Genomic DNA, 15,099 nt, shown 5'->3' on the forward strand with positions numbered 1-15,099 from the left:
CTCCTCGGTGCTCTTGCTTGCTCGGACTTACTGGTTGTTGCAGGGCGACGCGCCGGCGACGGCGTCGAGCCAGGGAAGGTCGTGGCCCATCCGGTCGCGCTTGGTGCGCAGGTAGCGGAGGTTGTGCTCGCCCGCCTGGACGGGCATGGGCTCGCGGCCGGTCACGTCCAGTCCGTACCGGACCAGCGCGGCGACCTTGTCGGGGTTGTTGGTCATCAGCCTCAGGCTGCGTACGCCGAGGTCGGCGAGCATCTGGGCGCCGGCGGCGTAGTCGCGGGCGTCGGCGGGCAGGCCGAGCTCCAGGTTGGCGTCGAGGGTGTCGTGGCCGCGCTCCTGGAGTTCGTAGGCGCGCAGCTTGGACAGCAGGCCGATGCCGCGGCCCTCGTGGCCCCGGAGGTAGACGACGACGCCGCGGCCGGCCTCGGTGATCCGCTCCATGGAGGCCTGGAGCTGGGGGCCGCAGTCGCAGCGCAGGGAGTGGAAGATGTCGCCGGTCAGGCACTCGGAGTGGACGCGGACGAGGACGTCCTCGCCGTCGCCGATGTCGCCGTGGACGAGCGCGATGTGCTCGACGCCGTCGACGGTGGAGCGGTAGCCGTACGCGGTGTACTCGCCGTGCGCGGTCGGCAGCCGCACCTCGGCCTCGCGGCGGACGGTGGGCTCGCTGCTGCGCCGGTAGGCGATGAGGTCCTCGATCGAGATGATCGTCAGGCCGTGCTTGCGGGCGAAGGGGACCAGTTCGGGCAGCCGCAGCATGACGCCGTCCTCGCCGGCGATCTCGACGATCGCGCCGGCCGGGCGGAGCCCGGCGAGCCGGGCCAGGTCGACGGCGGCCTCGGTGTGGCCGTTGCGCACGAGGACGCCGCCGGGCTGGGCGCGCAGCGGGAAGACGTGGCCGGGGCGGACGAAGTCGGTGGGCTCGGCGTCGCCGCTCGCGAGGAGCTGGAGGGTGGTGGCGCGGTCGGCGGCGGAGATGCCGGTGGTGACGCCGTGGGCGGGGGCGGCGTCGACGGAGACGGTGAAGGCCGTCTTCATGGACTCGGTGTTGTCGCCGACCATCTGCGGGAGCTGGAGGCGGTCCAGTTCGTCGCCCTCCATGGGGGCGCAGATCAGGCCGCGGCACTCGCTCATCATGAAGGCGACGATCTCGGGGGTGGCCTTCTCGGCGGCGATGACGAGGTCGCCCTCGTTCTCGCGGTCCTCGTCGTCGACGACCACGACGGGGCGGCCGGCGGCGATGTCGCGGATGGCCTGCTCGACGGGGTCGAGGGCGAGGTCCGTGGCGTCCCAGATGGGGAGGGCGGTCATGCGGGTGCTCCTTCCAGGGCGGACTCGCTCGCGCGGGAGCGCAGCCACCAGTCGCGCAGGCCCCACAGGACGAGCGCACCGTAGATGACGTAGACGAAGCCGGAGAAGGCGTAGCCGTTGGCGAAGTTGAGCGGTACGCCGACGAGGTCGACGAGCAGCCAGGCGAACCAGAACTCGACCATGCCGCGGGCCTGGGCGTACATGGCGACCAGCGTGCCGACGAAGATGTACGCGTCGGGCCACGGGTCCCAGGACAGCGTCGGGTAGGCGGTGAACAGGCCGCCGACGGCGAGGGTGCCGAGGAGGGCGCCGCCCGCCATGATGCCGCGCTCGCGCCAGGTGGCGAAGCGTACGGTGATCGAGCCGTCGTCGTCCTTCTGCCGGCCGCGGGTCCACTGCCACCAGCCCCAGGCGGCGACCGCCATGACCACGACCTGCTTGCCCGCGCTGCCGGTGAGGTGGCCGGCGAAGGCGGCGAAGAGGATGAGACCGGCGGCGAACTGCGCGGGCCAGGTGAGGACGGAGCGGCGCCAGCCGAGGGCGAGGGCGATCAGGCCGATCGTGTTGCCGATCATGTCGGACCAGATGATGTGCTGGCCGAACGCGGTGAAGGCCTCGGAGTTGAGCCAGTTCACTTGGCCGTCTCCCCGGTCCGGTCGCCGAGCAGGCGCTCGACGTACTTGGCGATCACGTCGACCTCCAGGTTGACCGGGGCGCCGGGCTCCTTGGTGCCGAGGGTGGTCAGGGCGAGGGTGGTGGGGATGAGGCTGACGGTGAAGTAGTCGGGGCCGGCGTCGACGACGGTGAGGCTGACGCCGTCCACCGTGATGGAGCCCTTCTCGACGACGTACCGGCGCAGGGTGTCGGGGAGGGAGACCGTGACGATCTCCCAGTTCTCGGAGGGCGTGCGCGCCAGGATGGTGCCGGTCCCGTCGACGTGGCCCTGGACGATGTGGCCGCCGAGCCGGTCGCCGACCGCCATGGGCCGTTCCAGGTTGACCCTGGAGCCGGTGGTGAGCGCGCCCAGGCTGGAGCGGTTCAGCGTCTCGGCCATCACGTCGGCGGTGAACTCGCCGTCGGCGGTCTCCACGACCGTGAGGCACACGCCGTTGACGGCGATCGAGTCGCCGTGCTTGGCGCCTTCGGTGACGAGGGGGCCGCGCAGGCGGAAGCGGGAGGCGTCACCGAGGGTCTCGACGGCGGTGACCTCGCCCAGCTCTTCGACGATTCCGGTGAACACGCTCAGCGCTCCTTGTCGGGGGTGGTGGGGACGGCGGTGATACGGAGATCGGGGCCGATGCGTACGGTCTCGGTGATGTCGAGCCGCAGCGCTTCGGTGAGGGTGGTGATCCCGGCGTCGGCGAGGGCGGCGGGGCCCGCGCCGAGGACCACCGGGGCCAGATAGCCGACGACCTTGTCGACGGCTCCGGCGGCGACGAAGGTCCCGGCGAGGGCCGGGCCGCCTTCGAGGAGCACGGAGCGGACGCCGCGCTCGTGCAGGGCGGCGAGCAGGGCGGGTACGGACAGGCCGCGGTCCGCCCTCGGCAGGCGTACGACGCCGGGCAGGTCCGTCTCGGCGTCCTCGGCGACCGCGATCAGGGTCGGCGCGGCGTCGTCCAGGACGCGGGCGCCGGGCCGGACGGCGGTGGCCTCGGTGTCGACGACGACGCGCAGCGGCTGGACGGCGCCTTCGATGCCGCGTACGGCGAGGTGCGGGTCGTCCGTACGGGCGGTGCCGGAGCCGACGATCACGGCGTCGGCCTCGGCGCGCAGCCGGTGGACGTCGGCGCGGGACTCGGGGGAGCTGATCCAGCGGCTGGTGCCGTCCTGGGCGGCGACGCGGCCGTCGAGGGTGGCGGCGTACTTCCACAGGACGTAGGGGCGGCCGAGGCGTACGGAGGTGAGCCAGGCGGCGTTGCCGGCCTCGGCCTCCGCCTCCAGGACTCCGGCGACGACCTCGACGCCGGCCGCCCGGAGGGTGTCGGCGCCGCCGGTTGCCTGCGGGTTCGGGTCGCCGACCGCGTACACGACGCGGGCGATCCCGGCCTCGATGAGTGCCTGGGCGCAGGGGCCGGTGCGGCCGGTGTGGTTGCAGGGTTCGAGGGTGACGTAGGCGGAGCCGCCGCGGGCGAGGACGCCGGCCTGGCGCAGGGCGTGGACCTCGGCGTGCGGGCCGCCGGCACGCTCGTGCCAGCCGGCGCCGACCTCGTGTCCGGAGGCGTCGAGGACGACGCACCCGACGACCGGGTTGGGGCTGGTGGAGCCGAGGCCGCGGGCGGCGAGCGCGACGGCGCGGCGCATGGCGGCGATGTCGGCCGCGGCTGCCGTGCCGGGGGTGTCCGCTGCGGTGGCCACCGGGTCCTCCTGCCTCTTCGGGCGCGGACTCCGGGGCCTGTCGATGACGACAGGGAGCGGGAACGACACCACCGCACAGGGGGACGCGAGGCCGACGGCACCGGTCGCCGGACGTCGGCGACCAGCGGACATACGGCCGGTCGCCCCATGGAGGGGTCACCCGCCGCGCACTGCCTCCCATCCGGACTTTCACCGTCGGTCCAGGAATTTCACCTGGTCAACCGGCCACTGGATGCGGCCGGGTCGCGGACTGTAACCGCCGGTTCGGAATTACACCGACCCCGGAGTGCGCTGCTGCTGATACAGGGCCAGTGTGCCACGCCCGATCGTCACCCATGCGGGCGAAGAATGTGTCCTGCCTCACACGCCGACCGGACACCCGGCCTGGTCCGGACCTAGTGGTCCAGACCTATTGACCACTTGGTCTAGTCCTTTTAATGTCTGCGTCACCTCCACGGAGTCGGCCCGAGGGTGTGCGCACACCAGGGCCAACACGACCCATGCCCTTGCCAGTTGTGTGCCCCTCAGCCTCCCCAGGAGGAACCGACCGTGCTGTCCCCCACACACAGACGAGCCACCCTGCTCGCGTCCGGCGCCGCCGTCGCCGGTCTGCTGCTCGGCTCGCTCTCCGGTGGCGTCTCGCACGCCGCCACCGACCACCAGGCCTGTCGCCCCGACGGTCTCCACACGACGCCCGGTGTCGGCGTCCCGTACTGCTCGGTCTACGACACCGAGGGCCGCGAGAAGATGGGCGCGGACCATCAGCGCCGCGTCATCGGCTACTTCACCGGCTGGCGCACCGGCAAGGACGGGACGCCCGCCTACCTCGCCCCGAACATCCCGTGGGACAAGGTCACCCACATCAATTACGCCTTCGGGCACATCGACTCCGCGAACAAGCTCTCGGTGGGCACGGACGGCCCGGCCAACGCCGCCACCGGGATGACGTGGCCCGGCGTCGCGGGCGCCGAGATGGACCCCTCGTACACGTACAAGGGGCATTTCAATCTGCTGAACAAGTTCAAGAAGCAGCATCCGGACGTCAAGACGCTGATCTCGGTGGGCGGCTGGGCGGAGACCGGCGGATACTTCGACGACAGCGGCAAGCGGGTCGACTCCGGGGGCTTCTACACGATGGCCACCAACGCCGACGGCTCGGTCAACCAGGCGGGGATCAACACCTTCGCCGACTCGGCGGTCGCCTTCATCAAGAAGTACGGCTTCAACGGCGTCGACATCGACTACGAGTACCCGACCTCGATGAAGGACGCGGGCAACCCGCTCGACTACCCGGTCGCCAACGCCCGCCGCGCGGGGCTCGTCAAGGGGTACGCGGCCCTGATGAAGACCCTGCGCGAAAAGCTGGACCGGGCGGGCGCGGCCGACGGCAGGCACTACCTGCTCACCGTCGCGGCCCCCTCCTCCGGCTACCTGCTGCGCGGCATGGAGACCTTCCAGGTCCAGAAGTACCTGGACTACGTCAACATCATGTCCTACGACCTGCACGGCGCCTGGAACGAGTACGTCGGCCCGAACGCCTCCCTCTTCGACGACGGCAAGGACGCCGAACTGGCGGCGGCGAACGTCTACGGCAGCCAGCAGTACGGCGGCATCGGCTACCTCAACACCGACTGGGCGTACCACTACTTCCGCGGCTCCATGCCGGCCGGCCGGATCAACATCGGCCTGCCCTACTACACGCGCGGCCACAAGAACGTGCAGGGCGGCACGGACGGACTGTGGGGCAAGGCGGCCGCGACCACCTGCCCGGCCGGCTCCGGCCTGACCAAGTGCGGTGACGGCGCGGTCGGCATCGACAACCTGTGGCACGACAAGGACGACAACGGCAAGGAGTCCCCGGCCGGCTCCAACCCCATGTGGCACGCCAAGAACCTGGAGAAGGGCGTCGCCGGCGACTACCTGACGAAGTACGGCTTCGCCGCCGGGACCAGGCTGACCGGCACGTACGCCCGCCGTTACGACTCCACCCTGGTCGCGCCCTGGCTGTGGAACGCGGAGAAGAAGGTCTTCCTGTCGACGGAGGACGAGCAGTCGGTGGCCCGCAAGGCCGACTACGTGGTCGACAAGGGCATCGGCGGCACGATGGTGTGGGAACTGGCCGGTGACTACGGCTGGAACGCGGCCAAGGGGCAGTACGAGGCCGGCTCCACCCTGACCTCACTGATGTACGACAAGTTCAAGGCGGCCACGCCGTACGGCGCGAAGGTCTCGAACAAGGCACTGCCCACCAAGGCGGTGAACATCGGCGTGGAGTTCGGCGACTTCAAGCTCGGTGACTCCAACTACCCGATCACCCCGAAGGTGAAGATCACCAACAATACGAGGACGACGCTGCCGGGCGGTACGGAGTTCCAGTTCGACTACTCCACGGCCGCGCCGGGCAATGCCTCGGACCAGTCCGGCTTCGGTACGAAGGTGATCAGCAGCGACCACACCGGAAGCAATGTGGGCGGCCTCAAGGGCGACTTCCACCGCGTCTCGCTGAAGCTGCCGGCCTGGCAGAGCCTGGCCCCGGGTGCATCGGTGGACCTGTCGTTCAACTACTACCTGCCGGTGTCGACGCCGTGGAACTGGACGGTGAACATCGGCGGCACGACGTACGCGCTCGCCGGTGACCTGGCGCGGGGCGTGACCGTGGTGGAGCCGGGCTCGGGTACGAACCCGACGCCGACCCCGACGAACCCGACGCCCACGCCCACGCCCACGCCCACGCCGGGTGCGTGCACCGCGCCCGCGTGGAGCGCGTCGGCCGAGTACGGCGGCGGTTCCACGGTGTCCCATGCGTCCCGTACCTGGAAGGCGAAGTGGTGGACCAAGGGCGAGGAGCCCGGCACCACCGGCGAGTGGGGTGTCTGGCAGGACCTCGGCGCCTGCTGACCTTGTGACGGGACGGAGCCCGGCGGTGGAAAACGGCCCTTGCCACCGCCGGGCCTCTCGGCGTGTTGTGCCAGGCTGTGCGCGTGACGACCGCGCTTGCCGATGAGGCCGATGAGTTCGAGAGCCACCGCCGCCGCATGTTCGGGCTCGCCTACCGGATGCTCGGCTCCGCCGAGGAGGCCGAGGACACCGTGCAGGACGCGTACGTCCGCTGGAGCGGCGCGGACCGGGCGGCGATCGGGCACCCGGCGGCCTGGCTCGCCAAGGTCGTCACCAACCTGTGCCTCAACCGGCTCACCTCCGCCCGTGCCACCCGCGAGGCATACCCGGGGCCATGGCTGCCGGAGCCGGTGGTCACGGCGGACGGGGCGCTCGGTCCGCTGGAGTCGGCCGAGCAGCGCGACGCGGTGTCGACGGCGCTGCTGGTGCTGCTGGAGCGGCTGACGCCGACGGAGCGGGCGGTGTACGTGCTGCGCGAGGCGTTCGCGTACAGCCATCGTGAGATCGCCGGGGTGCTGGAGCTGACCGAGGCCAACTGCCGCCAGCTGTACCGGAGGGCGGCGGGGCGCATCGCCGCTCCGGAGAACCGTTTCCCGGCCGGACCCGAAGAGCATCGGGTGCTGGTCGAGTCCTTCATCGCCGCCGCCCGGGAGGGCGACCTGGCCGGACTGGAGAAGCTGCTGGCGGCGGACGTGACGTGGTCGTCCGACGGCGGTGGTGTGGTGACGGCTGCCCAAAGGCCCATTCTGGGGCGGGAGAAGGTGCTGCGGTTCCTGGCAGGGGCGTTCCAGGGCTTCGCGGCCTCGCTGCGCCTCACGGTCGTGGAGGTGAACGGCACGCCGGCGCTGGCCGCGTGGGACGGTCCCTCGCTGGTCTCCCTCGCCTCGTTCGAGGTCCGGGACGGGGCCGTCCGCCACGTACGGGCGGTGGCCAATCCGCACAAGCTCGCGTTCGCGGCGCGGCAGCTGTCACATTGCGGGAGGCTCGCCGGTTCTTTGCGCATGACTACGTCATGAGGAGCTGAGGATGACCACGATTCTGGTGACCGGTGGGACCGGCACGCTCGGCAGGCACGTCGTCGCGCTGCTGCGGGCGGACGGGCACGAGGTGCGGGGCTTGAGCCGGCACGCGGAGCCGTACGCCGTCGATCTGCGCGAGGGCGGTACGGGGCTCGACACGGCCCTCGCGGGCGTGGACACCGTCGTGCACTGCGCGTCCTCGCTGCGCGGGGGCGACGAGCGGGCGGCACGGAACCTGATCGACGCGGCGAGGCGGGCCGGAGTCGCGCATCTGGTCCACATCTCCATCGTCGGCGTGGACCGGGTGCCGCTGGGCTACTACCGGTCGAAGCTGGCCGTGGAACGGCTGGTCGAGGAGTCGGGGCTCGGCTGGACGGTGCTGCGGGCCACGCAGTTCCACGACCTGGTGCTGACGCTGCTGGAGGCGGTGGCCAAGCTGCCGGTGATGCTGCTGCCGGCGGGCGTGAGCGATCAGCCCGTCGAGGTCACGGAGGTCGCCGCCCGCCTCGCCGAGCTGGCGGTGGGCGCGCCTGCCGGCCGGGTCGCGGACATGGGCGGCCCCGAGGTGCGGACGTTCCCGGAGCTGGCCCGCGCCTACCTGCGGGCGTCGGGCCGCCGGCGCCCGGTGGTGGGCGTGCCGCTGGCGGGCAAGGCGTACCGGGGCATGCGGGCGGGCGGGCATCTGACGCCGGAGCGCGCGGTGGGCAAGGGTACGTTCGAGGAGTTCCTGGACCGGCGCTTCAGCGGGGCGTAGGGGCGGTCGGCGCGAACAGCTCGTCCTGGGCCACGTCGCGGGCCGTCAGCAGCGCCCCGCGCAGCACCGCCGCGCCGCCCAGCGCGCTGGCCCGTACCTCCGTGCGCAGCGGGGACAGCCCGGCCAGCCGGGCCTCGACGCGGGCCGCCAGCCCGGGGCCGCCCGCGTGGCCGACTTCGCCGCCCAGGACGACGCAGCCGGGGTCGAGTACGGCGCTGACGGCGGCCGTCCCGAGGGCGAGGCGGTCGGCGAGGACGTCCAGGAAGTCCTCCGCCCCGGTGGCCGCCGCCGTCCGCACCGCCACCGCGCCGGCCGGCTCCTCGCCCTGGTCGGCGGCCTCGATGCCGTACCCCGCCGCCAGGGAGCGGATCGCCGCCGACCCGGCCAGGGCGTGGAACCCGCCGTCGCAGCCGGTCGCCGACGGCAGGCCGCCCGTCCCCGGCACCGGCAGGAACCCGATCTCGCCGGCGCCGCCCGACGCGCCGCGCCGCAGCCTGCCGTCCAGGACGACGGCGGCGCCGACGCCATGGCCGAGCCACAGCAGTACGAACGTGTCGCGGTCGCGCGCCGCGCCCTCGCGCTGTTCCGCCACGGCCGCGAGGTTGGTCTCGTTCTCGACGAGGACGGTCGCGGGCAGCCGTTCCTGCAGGACGGTGACGAGCCGCCGGTGCCAGGTGGGCAGGCCCGTCGAGTCGCGCAGCTCGCCCGTGGCGGGGTCGATCAGGCCGGGCGCCCCGATGCCGACCGTGTGCAGCCGTCGCGTACCGGCCTCATCCACCGTCCGCTCCAGCAGTGCCACCGCGCGCTCCACGGCCGGGCCGTCGCTGAGGCCGTCCATGGGCAGCGACGCCTCAGCGAGCGTGGCACCGAGCAGGTCGCTGACGACGACGGAGACGCTGGTGGTGCGGACGTCGAGGGCGGCCAGGTGCGCGCGATCGGCGACGATCCCGTACAGCCGGGCGTTGGGACCACGCCGTTCGGCGCCCGCCTCCCCGACCACCTGGATCAGTCCGGCGCTCTGGAGCCGTTCGACGAGGTCGGCGACGGTGGGCCGGGAGAGACCGGTGAGGTTCTTGAGCTGACCGGCCGTCAACGGGCCCTGCTCCTGGAGGAGTCGCAGGGCGAGCCGGTCGTTGATGGCCCGTGCGGTGCTGGGCGATGCGGGCATGCCGTGATCCTCTCAGAACTCGTCTTGTGGCAGCTTACTATCAGGCAGGGTTCCTGATAATTTACGGATCGCCGGTACGACGAGACCAGGGAGGGCCCGTGACGTCGCACGACGTGGTGTTCGGCAAGGAGCGGCTGAGGCGGGCCCGGTTCGCCGTGGCCGCCGTGTTCTGCGTGCACGGCGCCGTGACCGGCAGCTTCGCCACCCGCATTCCGTGGATCCAGGACCATGCCGGCGTCAGTGCGGGCCAGTTGGGCCTCGCGCTCGCCTTCCCCGCCCTGGGCGCGTCGGCGGCGATGCCGCTCGCGGGCGCGATCAGCCACCGCTTCGGCGCCCGCGGCGCGCTGCGCGGGCTGCTCGCGCTGTGGACGCTGTCGCTGGTCCTGCCCGCCCTCGCGCCCAACGTCTACACGCTGTGCGGCGCGCTCTTCGTGTACGGGGCCACCGCCGGGATGTCCGACGTGGCCATGAACGCGCTGGGCGTCGAGGTCGAGAACCGGCTCGACAAGTCGATCATGTCGAGCCTGCACGGCATGTGGAGCGCCGGCGCCCTGATCGGCTCGGCCTCCGGCACGCTCGCCGCGCACCTGGGCAGCGACGCCCGGCTGCACCACGTGATCGCGGCGCTCGTGCTCACCGTCGTGGGCGCGCTCGCCTGCCAGGGCGTGCTGGACCTGCGCAGCGCGCCGGACGAGGAGCCTCCGCCCCGGTTCGCGCTGCCGCCCAGGTCGGCACTGGTGATCGGGGCGATCGGGTTCTGCGGGGTGTTCGCGGAGGGCGCGAGCCTGGACTGGTCGGCGGTGTACCTGCGCGACCAGCTCGGTACGTCGCCGGGCCTCGCGGCCGCCTCGACCACCGCGTTCGCCCTGACGATGGCGGTGGCGCGGCTGGTGGGCGACAAGGTCGTGGACCGGTTCGGCGCGGTGCGTACGGTACGGGTCGGCGGCGTCGCGGCGACGGCGGGCGGCGCCCTAGTGGTCGTCGCGCCGCACCCGGCGACCGCGATGGCGGGCTTCGGGCTGATCGGGCTGGGCGTCGCCGTCGTCGTACCACTGGCCTTCGCGGCGGCCGGGCGCAGCGGCCCGAACCCGAGCCAGGCGATCGCGGGCGTCGCCACCATCACGTACACCTCGGGCCTCATCGCGCCGTCGGCGATCGGCGGAGTGGCCGACGTGACGTCCCTCACGGTCTCCTTCGGACTGGTCACCCTGCTGGCCTTCGGCCTGGTACTGGGCGCGAGCGTCCTGCGCACGGGCGACCGGACGACGCGCACGGCAGCGGGCGCGGAGGCCGCGGAGGCCACGGAGAAGAGCCGGCGCTGAGCCCCGCGCCCGCCGCACCGGCGCGTGTTGGGCCGGCTCCGCCCCCTCCCCGAACGGACGCGCCCGCCACGCGGGGCAGCCCCGGCACAGGCGTACAGGGCGCTCACCCGGGCGGATCGTTCCCCCGTTTCGGGGAAGCCCGGCGCGATGACGCCACCGGGAGCCCGTCTACTGGAACGCTGCCCCCATGGCGCAGATCGAGCAGTTCCCGTCGGCCCCGTCGGCGGTCGACCCGGTCGTGGCGCGGATGCGCGCGTTCCGGTCGCTGTGGCCGGCGACGGACGGGGTGGCGGTCTTCAACCGGATCTACCTCACCGTCACGGAGGAGATCGACCGGCGCATCGACGCGGGCGAGTTCGCCGACCGGCGGGCGGCCGCCACGCTGGACGTCCGGTTCGCGGAGCGCTACCTCGCGGCGGTCGACGCGGTCGCCGCGGGCGGGCGCCCGCCGGCGTGCTGGCGGCCGCTGTTCCAGTACCGGCGCCATCCCGGCGTACGGCCGCTGCAGTTCGCCCTGGCCGGTGTCAACGCGCACATCGGGCACGACCTGGCGCTGGCGGTGGTGGACACCTGTCGTACGCTCGGCTGCGAACCGGCCGACCTGGAGGGGGAGTTCGACCGGGTGGGCGACATCCTCACGCTGCTGGAGGAGCGCGTCCGCGAGGAGCTGATGCCGGGGCCGGACCTGCTGGAGATCGCCGACCCGCTGACGCATCTGCTGGGCTGCTGGAGCCTGGAGCGGGCCCGGGACGGGGCGTGGCTCGCGGCCCGCTCACTGTGGCAGCTGCACCGGCTGGGGAACCTGCTCCCGGAGCTGGCCGAGGAGTTCACCGAACGCCTCGACCGCTCCGTGGGCCTGGTGGGCCGGATGCTGCTCACCCCGCTGGTGGGTCAGTCCTCCGGGAGTTCCACCGGGGCGATCTCGTCGTAGACGTCACCCGGGCCGGGGTTCGTCGCGTCCGTGCCGCCGCCGAAGTGGTGCATGACGCCCCACACCGCGTTCAGCGCGGTCTGGACGGCGCCCTCGGCCCAGCCCGCCGTCCAGGAGATGTCGTCACCCGCGAGGAAGATGCCCCGCTTGTCCTCGGGCAGCCGGTCCTGCATGAAGTGGGTGAACAGGCGCCGCTGGTAGCGGTAGTGGCCCGGCAGGTTGGCCTTGAACGCGCCCATGAAGTAGGGCTCGTTCTCCCAGGACACGGTCACCGGGTTGCCGATGATGTGCTTGCGGATGTCGACCTTCGGGTAGATCTCGCCGAGCGACTTGAGCATGACCTCCATACGCTCGTTCGCCGACAGCGGCAGCCACTTCAGGCTGTCGTCGCACCACGTGTACGACAGGCAGATGACGGCCGGCTTGTCCGGGCCGTCGTCCAGCAGGTACGTGCCGCGGGTCATCCGGTCGGTGAGCGTCATCGACATGACGTCACGGCCGGTCTCCTCGTCCTTGTCCAGCCAGAAGGGCCGGTCGACCGGGACGAACAGCTTGGACGACTCCATGTAGTGGGTGCGCTCCATCGCCGTCCAGTGGTCGATGGGGAACAGCGAGTCGTCACACGCGATCTTGGACAGCAGCATCCACGACTGCGCGGTGAAGATCGCCGCCTGGTACGTACGGATGTCGCCGTTCGCGTCGGTGACGGTGATGCGGTTGCCGGCGGTGCGGTGCAGGCGGGTCACGGCGGGCTTGGGCTCGCCGCCCTCGTGCAGCGACTTCAGCGACGTACCGAGCGGCCAGTGGACGATCTTCTCCGGCTCCCGCTCCCACAGGCGCAGCGGCAGCTGCTGGGAGCCGCCGACGATGCCGCGGTGGTGGTCGTCGGCCTCGGTGTAGACGACGCGGAGGATCTCCAGGATGGAGTTGGGGAAGTCGGTGTCCCAGCCGCCGGTGCCGAAGCCGACCTGGCCGAAGATCTCGCGGTGCCGGAAGGACTTGAACGCCTCGGACTCGCACAGGAAGCCGTAGAAGGTCTGGTTGTCGAGCTTCTCGACGAGCTTGGCCCAGATCTCGCGGATGCGCGGGACGTCACGCTCGCGCATGGCGCGGTTCATGTCGGAGAAGTCCGCGCCCTCCTCCAGGCACTCGTTCCACGCCTTGGCGACGTCGCGGTAGACCTGCGGCAGGTCGTCGATCGTCTCCGCGTAGTGCGACTCGCCCTTCAGGTCGACGACGGTCGACGGGGTGGCCTCGGCCAGCGGGTTCGGGAACGGCCGGGTCTCCAGGCCCACGAGGTCGATGTAGTGCTGGAGCGCGGTCGAGGAGGGCGGGAAGCGCATGGCTCCCATCTCGGCGGTCAGGCCCTCCGTACCCGTGCCCTCGAAGCCGACGGTCCGCAGCCGGCCGCCGATCTGGTCGGCCTCGTACACGACGGGCTTGAGGCCCATCTTCATCAGCTCGTACGCGGCGACGATGCCCGACAGCCCGCCACCGATGACGGCGACCTCGGTGCCTTGCTCGGTCGCGGGTATCTGGCCGAGCCCGGCCGGGTGGGCCAGGTAGTCGTCGTAGGCGTACGGGAAGTCCGGTCCGAACATGGTGATCGGCGGCTGCGCGTCGGTGTGCTGGACGGCGGTGGGCACCGTGGACGTCATGGGGTACGGACTCCTTGCGGGGAAAGCTGGTGAGGGGAGGCTCAGGTCAGGGAGGTGTAGAGGCCGGGGCGGCGATCGCGCAGGTACGGGTTCGCCTCGCGCGAGGCGGTCAGCAGCTCCGGGTCGGCGTCGCCGACGACCAGTTCCTCGCCGCGTCCGGCGCGGGCGCGGGCGGTGCCGTCGGGGCCGGCCAGGGCGGACAGGCCGACGAACTCGAAGTCGCCCTCCTGCCCGGTGCGGTTGGCGTAGGCGACGTAGATCTGGTTCTCGAAGGCGCGCACCGGTACGACGGACTCGGCGACGACCTCGGCGGGGTGCATCAGCGCGGTGGGCACCAGCAGGAGCTGGGTGCCGGCCAGGGCGTGCGCCCGGACGTTCTCGGGGAATTCGACGTCGTAGCAGATCATCAGGCCCACGCGCAGCCCGCCGAGCTCGGCCTGGACGACCGGCTGGTCGCCGGGGGTGAACGAGTCGGTCTCGAAGCCGCCGTAGAGGTGGGTCTTGCGGTAGTTGGCGAGCCGGGCGCCGTCGGGGCCGATGAGCTGGGCCGCGTTGTAGACGGTTTCACCGTCGCGCTCCGGGTAGCCGTACGCGATGCCGAGGCCGTGGCGTACGGCGATGTCGGCGACGGCGTCGGCGCAGTCACCGTCCGCGGGCTCGGCGAGCCGGGCGACGTCGTCCCCGATCGCGTACCCGGTCAGGAACATCTCGGGGGCGACCAGCAGGCCGGCGCCGGTGGCGGCGGCGCGGGCGGCGGCCTCGTCGAGGACCTTGAGGTTGGCGGCGACGTCACCGGGCTGTCCGGAGCTTTGGAGCAGGGCGGTGCGCATCGGCGGCATCGGCAGACCTCTGTCGGGGTGCGTGACGGGGCGGGGAAGGCGTCGAGAAGACGTTCAAAACGGTACGGTCCGGTGTTCTTCCGGGACAAGGCGTGACCGTTGCGGACCGACGAGTGATCCGTTGCGCGAAGAACCCTCTTGGCGGCGATTCGTTGCGCGGCCCTGCCTCCGGGGCCGTACGGGCCTCCACATCACCCGCGGGAGGGTGGACGCGCCGCGGTGCGAGGTTGCGGGAGGGGCCGGGCGGAACAGTGGTGGGCGCCGGCACGGCCCTGCTGTTCACCGCGGGGGCGGCGGGCTCAGCCGTCGCTGCGGGGCCGGGCCGGGCCGGGCGCCGGCGGGTACCGGGTCCCGCCGTGGCAGCCGGAAGTACCCGAAGGGCCGGCTAGGCCGGCGAGCCGGACGAGAAGCGCCGCAGCAGCGGCGAGAGCACCAGCACCGACTTGGTGCGCTCCACGAACGGCTCGCCCGCGATCCGCTCCAGCACGCGCTCGAAGTGGCGCATGTCGGAGGCGAAGACCTGGACGATCGCGTCCGCGTCACCGGTGACGGTGGACGCGGACGCGACTTCCGGGTACCGCTCGAGGCCACGCTGGATGGTCTCGGGCGACGTGTTGCCGCGTGCGTAGATCTCGATGAAGCCCTCGGTCTCCCAGCCGAGCGCCGCCGGGTCCACCCGGACGGTGAACCCGGTGATGGCGCCCTCCGCCCGCAGCCGGTCCACGCGCCGCTTGACGGCGGGCGCGGACAGACCGACGAGCGAGCCGATGTCGGCGTAGGAACGGCGGGCGTCCTCGGCGAGGGCGTGGACGATGCGTTCGTCGAGATCGTTCAGTCGCACTACGGG

Annotated in this window: 13 protein-coding genes and 1 riboswitch; of the genes, 5 read left to right on the forward strand and 8 right to left on the reverse strand. The window is 72.2% G+C overall.

Features of this window, described 5'->3' with window-relative positions; all coding sequences use genetic code 11:
* Positions 1-27 precede the first annotated feature (27 nt).
* From AMK26_RS28830 to ribD, 4 genes are read right to left on the reverse strand one after another with little or no spacing between them, the layout of a single operon-like run.
* Positions 28-1,308, reverse strand: a complete 1,281-nt coding sequence (locus AMK26_RS28830; RefSeq protein WP_073757987.1) for a bifunctional 3,4-dihydroxy-2-butanone-4-phosphate synthase/GTP cyclohydrolase II — start codon at positions 1,306-1,308, stop codon at positions 28-30.
* Positions 1,305-1,943 (reverse strand): nicotinamide mononucleotide transporter family protein, encoded by a 639-nt coding sequence (locus AMK26_RS28835; RefSeq protein WP_073757989.1) that lies wholly within the window; start codon positions 1,941-1,943, stop codon positions 1,305-1,307. Before AMK26_RS28835 ends, AMK26_RS28830 begins: the two co-directional genes overlap by 4 nt.
* Positions 1,940-2,548: a riboflavin synthase gene (locus AMK26_RS28840; RefSeq protein WP_073757991.1), complete on the reverse strand. Its 609-nt coding sequence runs from the start codon at positions 2,546-2,548 to the stop codon at positions 1,940-1,942. The genes AMK26_RS28835 and AMK26_RS28840 overlap by 4 nt, the downstream gene beginning before the upstream one ends.
* Before the next feature lie 2 nt (positions 2,549-2,550).
* The gene (gene ribD, locus AMK26_RS28845; protein WP_073758642.1) at positions 2,551-3,609 is read right to left on the reverse strand and encodes a bifunctional diaminohydroxyphosphoribosylaminopyrimidine deaminase/5-amino-6-(5-phosphoribosylamino)uracil reductase RibD; all 1,059 of its coding nucleotides are present in this window, start codon (positions 3,607-3,609) and stop codon (positions 2,551-2,553) included.
* A gap of 217 nt (positions 3,610-3,826) precedes the next feature.
* Positions 3,827-3,957, reverse strand: a riboswitch (FMN riboswitch).
* 255 nt (positions 3,958-4,212) lie between these two features.
* On the opposite strand from ribD, the gene AMK26_RS28850 reads away from it, so the two are divergent.
* From AMK26_RS28850 to AMK26_RS28860, 3 genes are all read left to right on the forward strand, one after another.
* Positions 4,213-6,561 carry a chitinase C-terminal domain-containing protein gene (locus tag AMK26_RS28850; protein ID WP_073757993.1) on the forward strand — a complete coding sequence of 783 codons (2,349 nt, stop codon included), beginning with the start codon at positions 4,213-4,215 and terminating at the stop codon, positions 6,559-6,561.
* Between the two features lie 83 nt (positions 6,562-6,644).
* Positions 6,645-7,577, forward strand: a complete 933-nt coding sequence (locus AMK26_RS28855) for an RNA polymerase sigma-70 factor (RefSeq protein WP_073758643.1) — start codon at positions 6,645-6,647, stop codon at positions 7,575-7,577.
* Between the two features lie 10 nt (positions 7,578-7,587).
* On the forward strand, positions 7,588-8,334 hold the full coding sequence (locus AMK26_RS28860; RefSeq protein WP_073757995.1) for an SDR family oxidoreductase: 747 nt from the start codon (positions 7,588-7,590) through the stop codon (positions 8,332-8,334).
* Here AMK26_RS28860 and AMK26_RS28865 read toward each other — a convergent pair.
* Entirely contained in the window at positions 8,321-9,502 is a 1,182-nt protein-coding gene (locus AMK26_RS28865) for an ROK family transcriptional regulator (RefSeq protein ID WP_073757997.1), read from the reverse strand. The genes AMK26_RS28860 and AMK26_RS28865 overlap by 14 nt on opposite strands.
* A gap of 98 nt (positions 9,503-9,600) precedes the next feature.
* On the opposite strand from AMK26_RS28865, the gene AMK26_RS28870 reads away from it, so the two are divergent.
* Together AMK26_RS28870 and AMK26_RS28875 are read left to right on the forward strand one after the other, a co-directional pair.
* Positions 9,601-10,824 (forward strand): MFS transporter, encoded by a 1,224-nt coding sequence (locus AMK26_RS28870; protein WP_073757999.1) that lies wholly within the window; start codon positions 9,601-9,603, stop codon positions 10,822-10,824.
* Between the two features lie 187 nt (positions 10,825-11,011).
* On the forward strand, positions 11,012-11,755 hold the full coding sequence (locus tag AMK26_RS28875) for a DUF5995 family protein (RefSeq protein ID WP_073758001.1): 744 nt from the start codon (positions 11,012-11,014) through the stop codon (positions 11,753-11,755).
* Here AMK26_RS28875 and AMK26_RS28880 read toward each other — a convergent pair.
* The 3 genes from AMK26_RS28880 to AMK26_RS28890 all read right to left on the reverse strand — a co-directional run bounded on the left by AMK26_RS28880 (position 11,716) and on the right by AMK26_RS28890 (position 15,093).
* Positions 11,716-13,413: a flavin monoamine oxidase family protein gene (locus AMK26_RS28880; RefSeq protein ID WP_073758003.1), complete on the reverse strand. Its 1,698-nt coding sequence runs from the start codon at positions 13,411-13,413 to the stop codon at positions 11,716-11,718. The genes AMK26_RS28875 and AMK26_RS28880 overlap by 40 nt on opposite strands.
* 41 nt (positions 13,414-13,454) lie before the next feature.
* Positions 13,455-14,252 (reverse strand): carbon-nitrogen hydrolase family protein, encoded by a 798-nt coding sequence (locus AMK26_RS28885; protein WP_198944193.1) that lies wholly within the window; start codon positions 14,250-14,252, stop codon positions 13,455-13,457.
* A 385-nt stretch (positions 14,253-14,637) separates the two neighbouring features.
* Positions 14,638-15,093 (reverse strand): Lrp/AsnC family transcriptional regulator, encoded by a 456-nt coding sequence (locus AMK26_RS28890; protein ID WP_073758005.1) that lies wholly within the window; start codon positions 15,091-15,093, stop codon positions 14,638-14,640.
* Between the last annotated feature and the right edge of the window lie 6 nt (positions 15,094-15,099).

It is taken from the genome of Streptomyces sp. CB03234, assembly GCF_001905885.1.
In the GTDB taxonomy this organism is placed as follows: domain Bacteria; phylum Actinomycetota; class Actinomycetes; order Streptomycetales; family Streptomycetaceae; genus Streptomyces.

Excerpts from the sequence above, each read along its gene's own strand:
- AMK26_RS28830 (WP_073757987.1), bottom strand. The coding sequence starts at position 1,308 with ATGACCGCCCTCCCCATCTGGGACGCCACGGACCTCGCCCTCGACCCC.
- ribD (WP_073758642.1), bottom strand. The coding sequence starts at position 3,609 with ATGCGCCGCGCCGTCGCGCTCGCCGCCCGCGGCCTCGGCTCCACCAGC.
- AMK26_RS28860 (WP_073757995.1), top strand. The coding sequence starts at position 7,588 with ATGACCACGATTCTGGTGACCGGTGGGACCGGCACGCTCGGCAGGCAC.
- AMK26_RS28865 (WP_073757997.1), bottom strand. The coding sequence starts at position 9,502 with ATGCCCGCATCGCCCAGCACCGCACGGGCCATCAACGACCGGCTCGCC.
- AMK26_RS28875 (WP_073758001.1), top strand. The coding sequence starts at position 11,012 with ATGGCGCAGATCGAGCAGTTCCCGTCGGCCCCGTCGGCGGTCGACCCG.
- AMK26_RS28880 (WP_073758003.1), bottom strand. The coding sequence starts at position 13,413 with ATGACGTCCACGGTGCCCACCGCCGTCCAGCACACCGACGCGCAGCCG.
- AMK26_RS28885 (WP_198944193.1), bottom strand. The coding sequence starts at position 14,252 with ATGCCGCCGATGCGCACCGCCCTGCTCCAAAGCTCCGGACAGCCCGGT.